Origin of the sequence: Microbacterium barkeri (genome assembly GCF_027921765.1) — a bacterium.
Lineage (GTDB): Bacteria > Actinomycetota > Actinomycetes > Actinomycetales > Microbacteriaceae > Microbacterium > Microbacterium barkeri.
Genome location: NZ_BSEJ01000003.1, coordinates 74,734 through 90,324, shown reverse-complemented (window position 1 = coordinate 90,324; position 15,591 = coordinate 74,734). Strand labels below are relative to the sequence as shown.

The window sequence follows — 15,591 nt, the reverse complement described above, 5'->3', positions numbered from 1 at the left end:
GGATTACGCCGAGAGCTCGACGCGACCCTTGCCGCGACGTGCGGCGAGGATGGCGCGGCCGGCGCGGGTGCGCATACGAGCGCGGAAGCCGTGCTTCTTGGCACGACGGCGGTTGTTGGGCTGGAAAGTGCGCTTGCTCATGGAATCACTCCGGAGGGATGGTCACCGGAATCATGTGACCGGAGACGAGAGTTGGTGGAGCCCGGAAGGGCATAAGTCAACCGATTTAGAGTACGCCGACCGAGGGCGATCCTGCAAATGAGGCGGACAACCTGACAGTATCTCCACAGTGTCGGATCCGCGCCCGCAGGAACACGCGAGCGCGCGCCAAGACGGAGTTTGCCGTTCGCCATCCATCCACTAGCGTGTCACGAAGTTATCCACAGGCTAGGGGAGGCCATGAGCGCGCACGAGATCCCGGACGTCCCCGTCTGGCGCACGGTGCTGGCGGAGCTGGCCAGCGACGATCGGATCACTCCTCTTCTCGAGGGATACCTGAGTCTCGCCGTCCCTCAGGGCGTCATGGGGGGCACCCTCTACATCGACGTGCCGAACGATCTGACGGCCGCCCAGATCAACAAGCGCATGCGCGAGCCGATCATGGAGGCGCTCGAGCGCATCGGCGCCGACGCCAAGTCGTTCCGCGTGTCGGTGAATCCCGAGCTCACCGAGGCGTCCTTCGACGCGCCCGCGCCGCCGGTCCCCGTGGAGGCTCCGCAGCGCCCTGTCGCATCGACGTCCGCGTCGGCGCCGCCGCAGAGCAGGTCGCGGGAGGACACCCGCCTCAACCCGAAGTACACCTTCGACAACTTCGTCATCGGCCAGTCGAACAGGTTCGCGCACGCCGCGGCCGTCGCCGTCGCCGAGGCACCGGCCAAGGCGTACAACCCGCTCTTCATCTACGGCGACTCGGGCCTGGGCAAGACGCACCTCCTCCACGCGATCGGCGACTACGCGCTCAACCTCTATCCCGGCGTCCGCGTGCGCTACGTCTCGAGCGAGGAGTTCACGAACGACTTCATCAACTCGATCGCGAACAACCGCGGCGCCGCCTTCAACGCGCGGTACCGCGAGGTCGACATCCTGCTGATCGACGACATCCAGTTCCTGCAGGGCAAGGCAGAGACGCAGGAGACGTTCTTCCACACCTTCAACACGCTGCATGACCACGACAAGCAGGTGGTCATCACGAGCGACGTCGCGCCCAAGCTCCTCACGGGCTTCGAGGACCGCATGCGCAGCCGCTTCGAATGGGGCCTCATCACGGATGTCCAGGCACCCGATCTCGAGACGCGCGTCGCGATCCTGCGGAAGAAGGGGCAGGCCGAGCGCCTCGACATCCCCGACGACGTGATCGAGTACATCGCCTCGAACGTCTCCACGAACATCCGCGAGCTCGAGGGCGCCCTCATCCGCGTCTCAGCGTTCGCGAGCCTCAACAGGTCGCCCGTCTCCCTCGAGCTCGCCCAGACCGTGCTGCGCGACATCGTCGACCAGTCCGAGGACACCGTCGTGTCGCCGAACGACATCATCAGCGTGACCGCCGGCTACTTCAAGCTCACCGCCGACGATCTGCACGGCTCGAGCCGCGCCCAGTCCGTCGCGCAGGCCCGTCAGATCGCCATGTACCTCTGCCGCGAGCGCACGAGCCTCTCGCTCCCCAAGATCGGGCAGCTCTTCGGAGGACGCGACCACACGACGGTGATGTACGCGTACCGCAAGATCAACGAGCTCATGAAGGAGAAGCGCTCGGTCTACAACCAGGTGCAGGAGATCACCACGCAGCTCGGGCGGCGCTGACCCGCCCCTTCCCGCACGAGGGCTCGGAACCACGCGTTCCGGGCCCTCGTCGGCGTCTGCCGGACAATACGGCCTCGATCGGGACATGCGCTTTCCGTCACCTGTACGCCGCGTGACGTATGCCTGAACGCGCTCTTGACGCAGGGCGCGTCGACCCCCTATAACAAGTTCTCCCCATGTGAAAACTCCTGTGGATAACTGGGGAGACACGCCTCGGATGGTGTGGAGGACACGCCACGGATGTGTGGAACCGCCTGTGACAGCGGCTCGGCGGCCATCCGAGCCGTCCACGACGCGTCCGCAGCTCCTCCACAAGTCACACACATGTCGTTCCCTACTCCCGCCTCGCATCCACAGAGTTATCCACACTGTCCACAGCGGTTAACACGGTTAAGAGATCTCTTGTCTGAAAGGGCCTCCGATGACCTTCTCGACGGACGGTCGAACGCGGGGCACTAGCATGGGAGACCCGTGGGCCAAGAGCGCCCGTTGTTGTGATTCCGAGGGGAGCGACACGTGAAGTTCCACGTGAACCGCGACGTCTTCAGCGAGGCCGTCTCATTCGTCGTCAAGCTGCTGCCGCAGCGCAACCCTCAGCCGATCCTGGCGGGCGTGCTCATCGAGGCGAACGGCGACGGCAGCCTCGCCCTCTCGGCGTTCGACTACGAGGCGTCGGCGCGCACGACGATCGAGGCCACGGTCGACGAGCCGGGCACGATCCTCGTGCACGGCCGACTGCTCTCCGACATCGCGAGCCGCCTGCCGAACCAGCCGATCCAGATCTCGACCGAGGACGACGGCAACATCGCGCTGACGTGCGGCTCCGCGAGCTTCGCTCTCGCGTCGATGCCGGTTGAGGAATACCCGGCGATCCCGGAGGTCACGGGCGAGTCGGGCCTCGTTCCCGGCGACGATTTCGCGACCGCGATCTCGCAGGTCGCGTTCGCCGCGTCGCGCGACGACGTGACCCCCGTCCTCACCGGCGTGCAGCTCGAGGTCTCGGGCACGGGCCTGAGCCTCGTCGCCACGGACCGGTACCGCGTCGCGCTCCGCGACATCCCGTGGGACGGCAGCCAGCAGGAGGCGACGGCGCTCGTGCCGGCGCGCACGCTGCAGGAGGTCGGCAAGACCTTCTCCCACGGCGGCAACATCTCGATCGCGTTCTCCGGCTCGGGCGACCGCGAGATCATCGCCTTCACGGCCGGCAACAAGACGGTGACGTCGCTGCTCATCAAGGGCAACTTCCCGCCGGTCCGCCGTCTGTTCCCCGCGCAGACCGAGCACTACGCGGTGGTGAGCACCGCCGACCTCGCGGAGGCCGTGCGCCGCGTGTCGCTCGTGCTCGACCGCTCGGCGCCGCTGCGCTTCACGTTCTCGACCTCGCAGGTCACGATGGACGCCTCGGGCGGCGACCAGGCCCGCGCGTCCGAGTCGGTCGATGCGCACCTCACGGGCGGCGACGAGGTCACCCTCGGGCTCAACCCGCAGTACCTGCTCGAGGCGCTCGGCGCGGTGAAGAGCGAGTTCGTGCGGGTGACGTTCACGTCGAGCGACAACGCGAACAAGCTGAGCCCGATCCTCATCACGAGCCAGACGTCGGTCGACCAGGCGGGTCAGGACTCGTTCAAGTACCTGCTCCAGCCGAACCTGCTGCTGAGGTAGGGCCCCGGCGCGGGCCGCGCGCCGCTGATCGGTCGTTGAGCGAGCGGAGCGAGACGAAACGTCGCGACACGACGTCCTGGATCGCCTCCGCGCATCCCGGAAGGAGGTCGAGGACATGATCGTCGAGCACCTCAGCCTCGTCGACTTCCGCAACTATGCAGAGGCCGAGCTCGCCCTGCAGCCGGGGCCGAACGTCCTCGTCGGGCGGAACGGCCAGGGCAAGACCAATCTCGCCGAGGCGATCGCGTATCTCGCGACGCTCGGCTCGCACCGGGTGTCGTCGGATGCCCCGCTCGTGCGCGAGGGGAAGGACGCGGCGTTCGTCCGCGCGCGCCTCGCGCACGGCGCCCGTCGCGTGACCCTCGAGCTCCAGATCAACAAGCAGGGGTCGAACCGCGCCCGCGTGAGCGGCTCTCCCGTGCGCACCTCCGAGCTGCCGCGCTACGCGCAGGCTGTGCTCTTCGCCCCCGAGGACCTGCAGATCGTGCGCGGCGACCCCTCGCAGCGTCGTCGTTTCGCCGACCAGCTGCTCATCCAGCGCACGCCGCGCATGGCCGGCGTCATCGCCGACTACGAGCGGACCCTGCGGCAGCGCACCGCGCTGCTGAAGTCCGCGCGGGCGCGCGGTCTCAAGGGGGCGCAGCTGTCGACGCTCGACGTGTGGGATGACAAGCTCGTGGCGCTGGGCTCGCAGCTCATCGACGCGCGCGTGCGCCTCGCGCAGGATCTCGCCGAGCCCGTCGCCGCGGCCTACGCGGGGGTGGCGGGCGAGGACCATCGCCCCGAGCTCAGCTGGGTGCTCTCCGTCCGCGGCGCCGATCCCGAGGAGGGGGATGAGCTGCCCGCCGGCGCGGAGGAGGGCTCGACCGAGGAGCTCTTCCGATCCGCGCTCGCTGCGCGCCGCGCGCAGGAGCTCGACCGCGGGCTGACCCTCGTCGGTCCGCATCGGGACGACCTGCTGCTCACGGTTCGCGGCCTCCCCGTGAAGGGCTACGCGTCGCACGGCGAGTCGTGGTCGGTCGCGCTCGCCCTGCGCCTCGCGTCGGCCGAGCTGCTGCGCGCCGAGTCTCAGGGCGGCGACCCCATCCTCATCCTCGACGACGTGTTCGCCGAGCTCGATGCCGACCGCCGCCGGCGCCTGGCCGACGTGGTCGCCGACTTCGAGCAGGTGCTCGTCACCGCGGCCGTCGCCGCGGACGTGCCCGAGCCGCTGCGTGCGAACGCCGTGCGCATCGAGGCCGGAGCCGTCCTCGGGCCGCTCGCGGACCATCCGCTCTCTCCGGAGCCCTCGGATGGCTGAGCCCGAGGTCCCCGAGACGATCGCGACGTACCTGCGGCTGCGCGGGCTCGAGCCCAGCAAGAGGTACCGGAAGAAGCGGCGGATCGTCGACGACGACGATGAGAACGCGCCGTTCGCGCCGGGGCGCGACCCGAAGCCGCTGGGAGAGGCGCTCGACGTGCTCACCCGATCGAGCGGATGGGAGCCGCACCTCCAGCGCGAGGACCTCGCCCTGAACTGGGAGGAGATCGCCGGGCCCGACAACGCCGCGCACTCCCGGATCGAGACCTTCTCGAACGGCGTCGTCGTCGTGCGGTGCGACTCGACGCCGCGCAGCAAGCAGATGCATCTCATGCGCGCGCACTTCCTCACGCGGGTCGTGCAGCTGTACCCCGAGGCGGGCGTCACCGACATCCGCTTCTTCGGGCCCGACGTGCCCTCCTGGAATCACGGCATCAGGCGCGTTCCAGGGCGCGGCCCGCGCGATACCTACGGCTAGCACGGGTCGGATCGTAGGCTGCCTGTTTTTCTCGCGTGAGACGGGCGGTGACGGCCGCGGCCGAGCGCTCGGGACGATAGACTCGGAAGGCTGCCGATCACAGATGTGGAGCACTTCTTCCTATGACGAGCGAAACCCCTCAGAACGAGTCCGAGCCGATCGACGACGGTCGGGCAGACGAGAGGGGCGACGCCGCATCGGGCCCCCGCAAGGTGCAGAACGAGTACGGCGCCGATGCGATCCAGGTCCTCGAGGGCCTCGAGGCCGTGCGCAAGCGCCCGGGCATGTACATCGGGTCGACCGGTCCGCGCGGTCTGCACCATCTCGTCTACGAGATCGTCGACAACTCGGTCGATGAGGCGCTCGCGGGCTACTGCGACACGATCGTCGTGACGCTGCTCGCGGATGGCGGTGTGCGGGTCGTCGACAACGGCCGCGGCATCCCCGTCGCGATGCACAAGACCGAGGGCAAGTCGACGCTCGAGGTGGTCCTCACCGTGCTGCACGCGGGCGGCAAGTTCGGCGGCGGCGGCTACGCGGTCTCCGGCGGCCTGCACGGCGTCGGTTCGTCGGTCGTCAACGCGCTCTCGACCCGCCTCGACGCGGTGGTCAAGCGCGACGGCTACGTCTGGCGCCAGTCGTTCTCGGGCGGCGGCGTGCCGATCGCGCCGATCGAGCAGGGCGAGGCCACCGAGGAGACGGGCACGAGCATCACGTTCTGGCCCGACGCGGAGATCTTCGTCGAGGGCGTCGAGTTCGACTACGAGACCCTCCGCACCCGCTTCCAGCAGACGGCGTTCCTCAACAAGGGCCTGCGCATCGAGCTGTCCGACGAGCGCGAGTCGTCGGCGGAGGAGGTCGAGGCCGAGGACGGCTCGACCGAGATGGTCAAGCGCCACAACGTCTTCCACTACGAGCGCGGCCTCGTCGACTATGTCGAGTACCTGAACAAGGTGCGCAAGGCCGAGCGCGTGAACGAGGAGATCGTCGTGCTCGAGTCGGAGCAGGGCGATGGCCGGATGGCCGTCGAGATCGCCATGCAGTGGACGACGAGCTACACCGAGAACGTCTTCACGTACGCGAACATGATCAACACGCACGAGGGCGGCACCCACGAGGAGGGCTTCCGCGCGGCGCTCACCTCTCTCGTCAACCGGTACGCGCGTGCGAACAACATCATCAAGGAGAAGGACGACAACCTCACGGGCGACGACGTCCGCGAGGGGCTGACCGCCGTCATCTCCGTGAAGCTCTCCGAGCCGCAGTTCGAGGGCCAGACGAAGACGAAGCTCGGCAACACCGAGGCCAAGGCCTTCGTGCAGAAGGTCGTGAACGACCAGCTCGCCGACTGGTTCGAGCGGAATCCCGCGCAGGCGAAGAACATCATCCGCAAGGCGATCGACGCGGCGACGGCGCGGATGGCCGCGCGCAAGGCGCGCGAGACGGCGCGGCGCAAGAGCGTGTTCGAGTCGGCCGCGATGCCCGACAAGCTCAAGGACTGCACGTCGAAGGACCCGTCGATCAGCGAGATCTTCCTCGTCGAGGGAGACTCCGCAGGCGGCTCGGCCGTGGGCGGCCGCGACCCGCACACGCAGGCGATCCTCGCCCTGCGCGGCAAGATCCTCAACGTCGAGCGGGCGCGCATCGACAAGGCGCTGGGCAACAAGGAAGTCCAGGCGATGATCCAGGCGTTCGGCACGGGCATCGGGCCCGAGTTCGACATCGAGAAGGCGCGCTACCACAAGATCGTGCTGATGACGGATGCCGACGTCGACGGCCAGCACATCACGACGCTCCTGCTGACGCTGCTGTTCCGCTACATGCGCGGGCTCGTCGAGGCCGGCTTCGTGTACCTCGCGATGCCGCCGCTCTACCGCCTGAAGTGGTCGAACGCGCCGCACGAGTACGTCTACAGCGACCGCGAGCGCGACGCGCTCCTCAAGGAGGGCGCGGCCGCCGGCAAGCGCCTCCCGAAGGACGCGGGCATCCAGCGCTACAAGGGTCTCGGCGAGATGAACGACTCGGAGCTGTGGGACACGACGATGAACCCCGAGACGCGCACGCTGCGTCAGGTGACCATCGACGACGCCGCCGCGGCCGACGAGATCTTCTCGGTGCTCATGGGCGAGGACGTCGAGTCCCGCCGGAGCTTCATCCAGCGCAACGCGAAGGACGTGAGGTTCCTGGACATCTGACGACTCCGGCGAGCGAGACGCCACCCGGTCGTCGAGCGAGCGAAGCGAGTCGAGATGTCGCACGCCGACCTCACGAACTGATCCGAAACTGAGAGACCATGACTGACGAGAGCAACGACGAGCAGCGCCCCGACCTCACGGCGGCCCACAACCACGGCCGCATCGACCAGGTCGACCTGCAGTCGGAGATGCAGCGCAGCTACCTCGACTACGCGATGAGCGTGATCGTGGGGCGTGCCCTTCCGGATGTGCGCGACGGCCTCAAGCCCGTGCACCGCCGCGTCGTGTACGCGATGTACGACGGCGGCTACCGGCCCGACAAGAAGTTCTCGAAGTGCGCCCGCGTCGTCGGCGAGGTGATGGGTCAGTACCACCCGCACGGCGACACGGCGATCTACGACGCCCTCGTGCGCCTCGTGCAGCCCTGGTCGCTGCGGTACCCGCTGGCGCAGGGACAGGGCAACTTCGGGTCGCCCGGGAACCAGGGCGCGGCCGCGCCCCGATACACCGAGACGAAGATGGCCCCGCTCGCGCTCGAGATGGTGCGCGACATCGAGCAGGAGACCGTCGACTTCCAGGACAACTACGACGGCGAGACCCAGGAGCCGTCGGTCCTCCCGGCGCGCTTCCCGAACCTCCTCGTCAACGGCTCGGTCGGCATCGCGGTCGGCATGGCGACGAACATCCCCCCGCACAACCTGCGCGAGGTCGCCGACGGCGCCCTGTGGGCTCTCGAGAACCCCGACCTGCCGCGCGAGGAGCTGCTCGGCGGCCTCATGCAGCGCATCCCCGGCCCGGACTTCCCGACCGGTGCGCAGATCCTCGGCACGAAGGGCATCCACGAGGCGTACCGCACGGGGCGCGGGTCGATCACGATGCGCGCGGTCGTCGAGATCGAGGAGATCCAGGGCCGCACGTGCCTCGTGATCACCGAGCTCCCGTACCAGGTGAACCCCGACAACCTCGCCGTGAAGATCGGCGAGCTCGCCCGCGAGGGCAAGGTCACCGGGATCGCCGACATCCGCGACGAGACCTCGGGCCGCACGGGCCAGCGTCTCGTGATCGTGCTCAAGCGCGACGCGGTCGCGAAGGTCGTGCTGAACAACCTCTACAAGCACACCGAGCTGCAGACGAACTTCGGCGCGAACATGCTCGCGATCGTCGACGGCGTGCCGCGCACGCTCCCGCTCGACGGCTTCGTGCACTACTGGATCGCCCACCAGCTCGACGTCATCGTCCGCCGCACGGAGTTCCGCCTCCGCAAGGCCGAGGAGCGCATGCACATCCTGCGCGCGTACCTCAAGGCGCTCGACGCCCTCGACGAGGTGATCGCGCTCATCCGCCGCTCCCCGACGGTCGACGAGGCGCGCGAGGGCCTCAAGGCGCTCCTCGAGATCGACGACATCCAGGCCGACGCCATCCTGCAGATGCAGCTGCGCCGCCTGGCCGCCCTCGAGCGCCAGAAGATCATCGACGAGGCCACCGAGCTCGAGGCGCAGATCGAGGACTACAAGGCGATCATCGCCGACGAGGGCCGTCAGCGCGTGATCATCCGCGAGGAGCTCACCGAGATCGTCGACCGCTTCGGCGACGAGCGCCGCACCCACATCCTCCACGGCTTCGACGGCGACGTGTCGATCGAGGACCTCATCGCCGAGGAGGAGATGGTCGTCACGATCACGCGCGAGGGCTACATCAAGCGCACGCGCAGCGACAACTACCGCTCCCAGCGTCGCGGCGGCAAGGGCGTGAAGGGCGCGCAGCTGCGCGCCGACGACGTCGTGGAGCACTTCTTCGTCACGACGACCCACCACTGGCTCCTCTTCTTCACGACGAAGGGCCGCGTCTACCGGACCAAGACCTACGAGGTTCCCGAGGCCGGCCGCGACGCGAAGGGCCTGCACGTGGCGAACCTCCTCGCGCTGCAGCCCGACGAGCAGATCGCCCAGGTGATCGAGCTGAAGTCGTACGACGACGCCGAGTACCTCGTGCTCGCGACGCGCTCGGGCCTCGTGAAGAAGACGCGGCTCACGGAGTACGACTCGAACCGCCAGGGCGGCATCATCGCGATCAACCTGCGCGACGGCGACGAGCTCGTCAGTGCGCTCACGGTGAACGCGGACGACGACATCCTCCTCATCAGCCACCACGGCATGTCGCTGCGGTTCTCGGCGACCGACGACGCGCTGCGTCCGATGGGCCGCTCGACGAGCGGCGTGAAGGGCATGTCGTTCCGCGAGGGCGACGACCTGCTGTCGGCATCGGTGGCGGCACCCGGCTCGTACGTGTTCGTCGTGACCGACGGCGGCTACGCCAAGCGCACCGCGATCGAGGAGTACCGGGTCCAGGGCCGCGGCGGTCTCGGCATCAAGGTCGCCAAGCTCAACGACGACCGCGGCGTGCTGGCCGGCGGCCTCATCGTCCAGGAGGATGACGAGGTTCTCGTGGTTCTCGAAAAGGGCAAGGTGGTACGCTCTGCCGTGGCCGAGGTACCTGCGAAGGGCCGCGACACGATGGGTGTCGTCTTCGCGCGGCCCGACAAGAACGACCGCATCCTCGCGATCGCCCGAAACACCGAACGCGGGCTGAGCGACGAGAGCGGGGAAGACGCCGACGAGGCGGCCCCGGGATCCGAGACCCCCGAAGGAACCACTGACGCATGAGCACAGTAGCGGACAAGCTCGCCAAGAAGCAGGCGCACAAGACCAGCGCGAAGCAGGTGCGTCTGCGCCTGGTGTACGTCGACTTCTGGTCGGCCGTGAAGCTGTCCTTCCTCGCCGCGGTGGCGCTCGCCGTCGTGACGATCGTGACGTTCTTCCTCATCTACATGGTCGTGCAGACGACGGGCCTCATCGCCCAGGCCGATGAGCTCATGGCGGCGTTCTCCGACGGAGAGCTGACGCTGTCCGCGTTCGTCGGGCTTCCGCAGGTGATGGCGTTCGCCGCGGTGGTGGCCATCCTCAACCTCATCGTCGTGACCGTGCTGGGCGCGGTCGTGGCGGGGATCTACAACCTCGCCGTGAAGATCACGGGCGGTCTGCTCGTGGGCTTCACCTCGAACTGACCCGCCTCACGCGAAAGGGCCGGGCATCCTCGGATGCCCGGCCCTTTCGCGTTCGCCTCAGGCGACCACGCGTCCCGCTTCGAGGCGGATGATCCGGTCGGCCGCCGCGATCGACGTCTCGTCGTGCGTCACGCAGGCGACCGCCGCTCCGCGCGCGGCCTCCTCGCGCAGAATGGCGCGGGTGCGGTCGCGACTGCGCGCGTCGAGCCCGGCGGCGGGCTCGTCGAGGAGCAGGATAGCCGGGCGACGCACGATCCCCTGCGCGAGCAGGGCGCGCTGACGCTGCCCTCCCGAGAGGCTGGAGAGGGGGCGCTCCTCGAGTCCCGTGAGCTCGACGCGCGCGATCGCGTCGGCGACCGCTCGCCGGCCATCCGCTCGGCGACGACGGGCCCCGCGCGCCCAGGTGCCCATCGCGACCGTCTCGCGCACCGTCACGGGCAGGGTGTCGGGTGCCTCGGGGCGCTGCACCACGAGGGCGACGTCGCCGTCTCGGGAGACCCGACCTGACCGCGGCGTGCGCACGCCGGCGAGGAGCTCGACGAGGGTCGACTTCCCCGAGCCGTTGGCGCCCGCGATCGCCGTCACCTCGCCGTAGGCGAGATGCATGGAGATGTCGTGCACGGCATCCTCTGCTCCGTAGGCGAAGCACAGCGAATGGGCGAGCAGGGCGGGGCGATGGGAGCGCATCCCGCCCACTATAGCAATTGATAATCGTTCTCATTTTGAGTTAGGCTCGACCACCGTGTCCTCCTGGCTCCTCGATCCCCTCAGCACGGCGTTCGTCCTGCGCGCCCTCACCGGCGGCGTGCTCGTCGCCCTCATCTGCGGCATCGTCGGCACCTGGGTGGTCATCCGCGGGATGGCCTTTCTCGGCGAGGCCATCGGCCACGGCATGCTCCCCGGCGTCGCGATCGCGACCGTGCTGGGGCTGCCGGTCCTCATCGGAGGCGCGGTGAGCGCCGTCGCGATGAGCGCGGCCATCGGAGCGCTGCAGCGGCGGGGGCGGCTGTCATACGACACGAGCATCGGGCTGCTCTTCGTCGGGATGCTCTCCCTCGGCGTGATCATCGTGTCGCACTCGCGCACCTTCGCCACGGATGCCACCGCCATGCTCTTCGGCGACATCCTCGCGGTCGACCTCGGCGACATCGCGCTCCTCGCCGGCGCGCTCGTCGTCACCGTCGCGGTCGCCGCCCTGTTCCATCGCGCATTCGTCGCGTCGGCGTTCGACCGGCGCATCGCGCACACCCTCGGCCTGCGCCCCCGTCGTGCGCAGCTCGCGCTGGTCGGGCTCGTGACGCTCGCGGTCGTCTCGTCGTATCAGGCCGTCGGGTCGCTGCTCGTCGTGGGGCTCCTGCTCGCACCGGCGGTCGCCGCGCGGCCCTGGACGACGCGCATCCCCGTCACGATGGCGCTCGCGGGCGCGATCGGCGCGCTCTCGGTGCTCGTGGGCCTCCTCGTGTCGTGGAACGCGGGCACCGCCGCCGGCGCCTCGATCGCGGGCAGCGCCATCCTCCTCGCGGCGCTGTCCGGCGTCGTCCGATCGAGCATCGACCGGATGCGCCGCCGCACCGCGGCCCATGGCCCGGAGACCGCGGATGGGCCGACGCACGCCTCCGCGACCGCGCGCTCGCGCGAACCGCACATCGCCCGAACGGCGGCGATCCGATGACCCGGAAGGAACCCATGACCCGAAACCTCCCCCGCCACCGACTCTCGATCGCCCTGGGTGCGGGAGCTCTGCTCCTCGCCGGATGCGCCGGAACCGCGCCGGCGGCCGCACCGCCGACGAGCTCGTCACCGGCAGCCGACGGACACGGGTCGGTGGCCGGGGCCGCTCAGGTCGACGAGCCGCCGCTTCAGCTCGTCTCGATCGACGAGGAGGGGGCCGTCGGGGTGCTCGACCTGCTTGACGGAACGGCCGTCGAGCTCGGCGAGATCGGCGCTCCGACCGCGGTCGCGACGGATGGCCGCTACGTCTTCGCGACGACCGAGGCTGGGGTCGAGATCGTCGACAGCGGCACGTGGACCTGGGATCACGTCGACCACTTCCACTACTACCGCGCGGAGCCGCGCCTCGTCGGCACGCTCGAGGGGTCGGGCACCGCCGCGGTCTCGACGGGACCGCTCGCGACGGCCAGCGCGACGGGCATCGTCCTCGGCGAAGACGCCGTGCTGCTCGATAACAAGGCGCTCTCGAACGGCGAGATCGTCGAGACGCTGCGTCTCGACGCCGGTTCCGCCGACGGCATCATCGCGCCGCTCGGTGCGGGCGCGCTCGTGAGCGAGGCCGACGCGGATGGCCGCGTGCAGAGTCTGCGCCTCGTCACGGCAGAGGGCCACCAGGCGCAGGCCGAGACACCGTGCGTCGACGCCGAGGGCACGATCACGACGCGCGTCGGGCTCGTCGTGGGCTGCGCCGACGGCGCGGTGCTCGCGACGGTCGACCGCGGCGAGCCCGTCTTCGAGCGCATCCCGTACCCCGAGGGGACGACCGCCGAGCGCGCCACCGCGTTCGACGGCCGCAAGGGGCGCCCGACGGTCGCCGCTCTCGCGGGGGAGAGCGGCTTCTGGCTGCTCGACACCCGGGAGCGGGCGTGGCGGCTCGTCGAGACGGAGGCGCCGCTTCTGCGCGTCGCGGCGGTCGACGACGCGGACGGTCATGTCGTCGCGCTCGATGCGGAGGGCCGCGTGCGCGTCTACCTCGCCGAGACCGGTGCCGAGATCGGGGCGTCCGAGCCGCTCCTGCCGCAGACGCTGGCCGACGCCGACGCGCTCGCGGGCGTCTCGCTCACGGTCGATGCGCAGCGGGCGTACGTGAACGCGCCGCGCGAGGGGGTCGTCCACGAGATCGCCTACGCCGACGGCGCGCGCGTCGCGCGATCGCTCGAGACGCCGACGGCTCCCGCGTTCGTCGCGGAGGTCGGGCGATGAGGCGGATGGCTGCCGGGCTGCTGGCTGCGCTCGCGCTCGCGGTGAGCGGGTGCGCGGCCATCGCCCCCGCGGACGAGACGCCGCGGATCGTCGTGACCACGAACATCCTCGGCGACGTCGTGCAGAGCGTCGTGGGCGACGAGGCGGAGGTGCTCACCCTCATGAAGCGCAACGCCGATCCGCACTCCTTCGAGATCTCGGCACAGGAGGCCGCGTCGCTCGGCGATGCCGACCTCATCGTGTCGAACGGGCTCGGCCTCGAGGAGGGGCTGCAGCAGCACCTCGACCGCGCGGAGGCGGAGGGGGCGCGGATGCTCGCGGCCGGCGACGTCGTCGACGTCCTGCCGTACGCCGAGGGCGGTGCGCCGGACCCGCACTTCTGGACCGACCCTGCGCGGATGGTCGAGGTCGTCGATGCGCTCGAGGCGGCGGTCGCCGACATCCCGGGGATCGATTCCGCCGTCGTCGGAGGCAACGCGGACGCCTATCGGAGTGAGCTCGCGACGCTCGACGAGGAGATGACCGCGGCGTTCGCGGCGATCCCCGAGGAGCGACGTGCCCTCGTCACGAACCACCACGTCTTCGGATACCTCGCCGACCGCTTCGACTTCCGCGTGATCGGCGCGGTCATCCCCGGCGGCACCACCCTCGCGGCGCCGAGCGCCGCCGACCTGCGCGACCTCGCGGGCGCGATCGAGGAGGCGGGGGTTCCGACGATCTTCGCGGAGTCCTCGCAGCCCGACCGGCTCGTGCAGGTGCTCGCGAGCGAGGTCGGCATCGAGGTCGACGTCGTCGAGCTCTTCACGGAGTCGCTCACGGAGCCCGGAGAGGGCGCCGACACCTACCTCACCATGATGCGCGCGAACACCGAGCGCATCTCCCAGGGCCTGAGCTGAAGGCCATCCCGGAAAGGAACACGATGACACGACACACACGACGTCTGACGGCGGCGGCCGTGATCGCGGGGGTCTCCCTCCTCGCGACCGCGTGCGCGACCACGTCGGGCTCAGGTGCCGCCCCCGACACCGCGAGCGAGGAGCCGGCGGCTCCGGCGGAGGGTCGCGTCGCGGTGGCCTACGAGAACGGCATCGCGGTGCTCGACGGCACCTCGCTCGAGGTGGTGGACACCTTCGAGACCGAGGAGTTCACGCGGCTCAATCCGTTCGGCGACGGACGGACGATCGCCGTGACCACGTCGAAGGGATTCCAGATCCTCGACACGGGAGCGCCCGAGCTCACCGACCTCGTGTTCGAGGCGGCTGCCGCCGGGCACGTCGTCGTGCACGAGGGGAAGACGGTGCTCTACGACGACGCGACGAGCGAGACGACCATCCTCGACACCGACGTGTTCGCTGGTGGCTACGACTCGCTTCCGGAGGGCGAGACGCACCGCTCCGAGGCCGCGCACCACGGCGTCTCGATCGTCCTCGAGGACGGCACTCTGCTCACGACCGTCGGCGACGAGACCGCGCGGTCGGGTGCCGTCGCGCTCCACGCGCACGACGACCACTGGGATGAGCTCGCGTCGAGCGACGAGTGCCCCGGCATCCACGGCGAGGGGACCGCGGCCGGCGAGGCCGTGATCTTCGGCTGCGAGGATGGCGCGCTCCTCTTCCACGACGGCGCGTTCGAGAAGTTCACGGCGCCCGACGAGTACGGGCGGATGGGCAACGCGTACGTCTCGGAGACGAGCCCGATCGTCGTCGGCGACTACAAGAGCGACCCCGACGCCGAGGGCTACCTGCTCAACGCGGTGACGCTCATCGACACCGCCGCGCACACCTACGAGGTCGTGGAGCTGCCGGACGAGGTGCAGTACACGTACCGCGATGTCGTGCGCGGGCCGGAGGATCTCGCGTACATCCTCTCGACCGACGGACAGATCCACGTGCTCGACCCCGAGACGGGCGAGATCGTCGACGCGTTCCCCGTCGTGGAGGCGTGGGAGGGGCCGGCCGAATGGCAGGACCCGCACCCCACGATCAAGGTGAACGGCGACATCGCCTACGTCACCGAGCCCGCGTCGAACGCCGTGCACGCCGTCGACCTGACGACGGGCGAGACCGTCGCGACCGTCGAGCTCGACGCCGCTCCCAACGAGATCGCGGTCGCGCTCGGCTGAGCGGCCCCTTTCCGGTGAGACTAGCCCCCGTCGCCC

Annotated in this window: 13 protein-coding genes and 1 pseudogene; 12 read left to right on the top strand and 2 right to left on the bottom strand. The window is 69.6% G+C overall.

Annotated features, from left to right (window positions below):
• Nucleotides 1-3 precede the first annotated feature (3 nt).
• Entirely contained in the window at nt 4-141 is a 138-nt protein-coding gene (gene rpmH, locus PKE79_RS04795) for a 50S ribosomal protein L34 (RefSeq protein WP_156242570.1), read from the bottom strand.
• A 258-nt stretch (nt 142-399) separates the two neighbouring features.
• Between rpmH and PKE79_RS16810 the strand changes: the two are divergent.
• The 8 genes and pseudogenes from PKE79_RS16810 to PKE79_RS04760 all read left to right on the top strand — a co-directional run.
• Nucleotides 400-568 (top strand): annotated as a pseudogene (locus PKE79_RS16810) (chromosomal replication initiator protein DnaA); the annotation flags it as partial.
• Complete coding sequence (dnaA, locus tag PKE79_RS04790; protein ID WP_374727778.1) at nt 541-1,800, top strand: chromosomal replication initiator protein DnaA; 1,260 nt, start codon at nt 541-543, stop codon at nt 1,798-1,800. The pseudogene PKE79_RS16810 and the gene dnaA, both read left to right, overlap by 28 nt.
• 516 nt (nt 1,801-2,316) lie before the next feature.
• Nucleotides 2,317-3,462 (top strand): DNA polymerase III subunit beta, encoded by a 1,146-nt coding sequence (gene dnaN / locus PKE79_RS04785; protein WP_271172527.1) that lies wholly within the window; start codon nt 2,317-2,319, stop codon nt 3,460-3,462.
• Nucleotides 3,463-3,577: 115 nt separating this feature from the next.
• Complete coding sequence (gene recF / locus PKE79_RS04780; protein WP_271172526.1) at nt 3,578-4,762, top strand: DNA replication/repair protein RecF; 1,185 nt, start codon at nt 3,578-3,580, stop codon at nt 4,760-4,762.
• Complete coding sequence (locus PKE79_RS04775; RefSeq protein WP_271172525.1) at nt 4,755-5,240, top strand: DciA family protein; 486 nt, start codon at nt 4,755-4,757, stop codon at nt 5,238-5,240. The genes recF and PKE79_RS04775 overlap by 8 nt, the downstream gene beginning before the upstream one ends.
• 122 nt (nt 5,241-5,362) lie before the next feature.
• Entirely contained in the window at nt 5,363-7,435 is a 2,073-nt protein-coding gene (gyrB, locus tag PKE79_RS04770) for a DNA topoisomerase (ATP-hydrolyzing) subunit B (RefSeq protein ID WP_271172524.1), read from the top strand.
• Between the two features lie 98 nt (nt 7,436-7,533).
• Nucleotides 7,534-10,098: a DNA gyrase subunit A gene (gyrA, locus tag PKE79_RS04765; protein ID WP_271172523.1), complete on the top strand. Its 2,565-nt coding sequence runs from the start codon at nt 7,534-7,536 to the stop codon at nt 10,096-10,098.
• Complete coding sequence (locus PKE79_RS04760) at nt 10,095-10,499, top strand: DUF3566 domain-containing protein (protein ID WP_271172522.1); 405 nt, start codon at nt 10,095-10,097, stop codon at nt 10,497-10,499. Before gyrA ends, PKE79_RS04760 begins: the two co-directional genes overlap by 4 nt.
• Before the next feature lie 57 nt (nt 10,500-10,556).
• Here the strand turns inward: PKE79_RS04760 and aztA are convergent, their stop codons facing one another.
• Entirely contained in the window at nt 10,557-11,186 is a 630-nt protein-coding gene (gene aztA / locus PKE79_RS04755) for a zinc ABC transporter ATP-binding protein AztA (protein WP_271172521.1), read from the bottom strand.
• Nucleotides 11,187-11,241: 55 nt separating this feature from the next.
• On the opposite strand from aztA, the gene aztB reads away from it, so the two are divergent.
• Genes aztB through aztD form a run of 4 tightly spaced genes read left to right on the top strand, consistent with a single transcriptional unit; the run spans nt 11,242 to nt 15,555 of the window.
• Nucleotides 11,242-12,171, top strand: a complete 930-nt coding sequence (gene aztB, locus PKE79_RS04750; RefSeq protein ID WP_271172520.1) for a zinc ABC transporter permease AztB — start codon at nt 11,242-11,244, stop codon at nt 12,169-12,171.
• Nucleotides 12,172-12,185: 14 nt separating this feature from the next.
• Nucleotides 12,186-13,433, top strand: coding sequence for an ABC transporter (locus PKE79_RS04745; RefSeq protein WP_271172519.1), 1,248 nt, complete (start codon nt 12,186-12,188; stop codon nt 13,431-13,433).
• Entirely contained in the window at nt 13,430-14,329 is a 900-nt protein-coding gene (aztC, locus tag PKE79_RS04740) for a zinc ABC transporter substrate-binding protein AztC (protein ID WP_271172518.1), read from the top strand. The genes PKE79_RS04745 and aztC overlap by 4 nt, the downstream gene beginning before the upstream one ends.
• Before the next feature lie 23 nt (nt 14,330-14,352).
• Nucleotides 14,353-15,555 carry a zinc metallochaperone AztD gene (aztD, locus tag PKE79_RS04735; protein WP_271172517.1) on the top strand — a complete coding sequence of 401 codons (1,203 nt, stop codon included), beginning with the start codon at nt 14,353-14,355 and terminating at the stop codon, nt 15,553-15,555.
• The last annotated feature ends 36 nt before the right edge of the window (nt 15,556-15,591 follow it).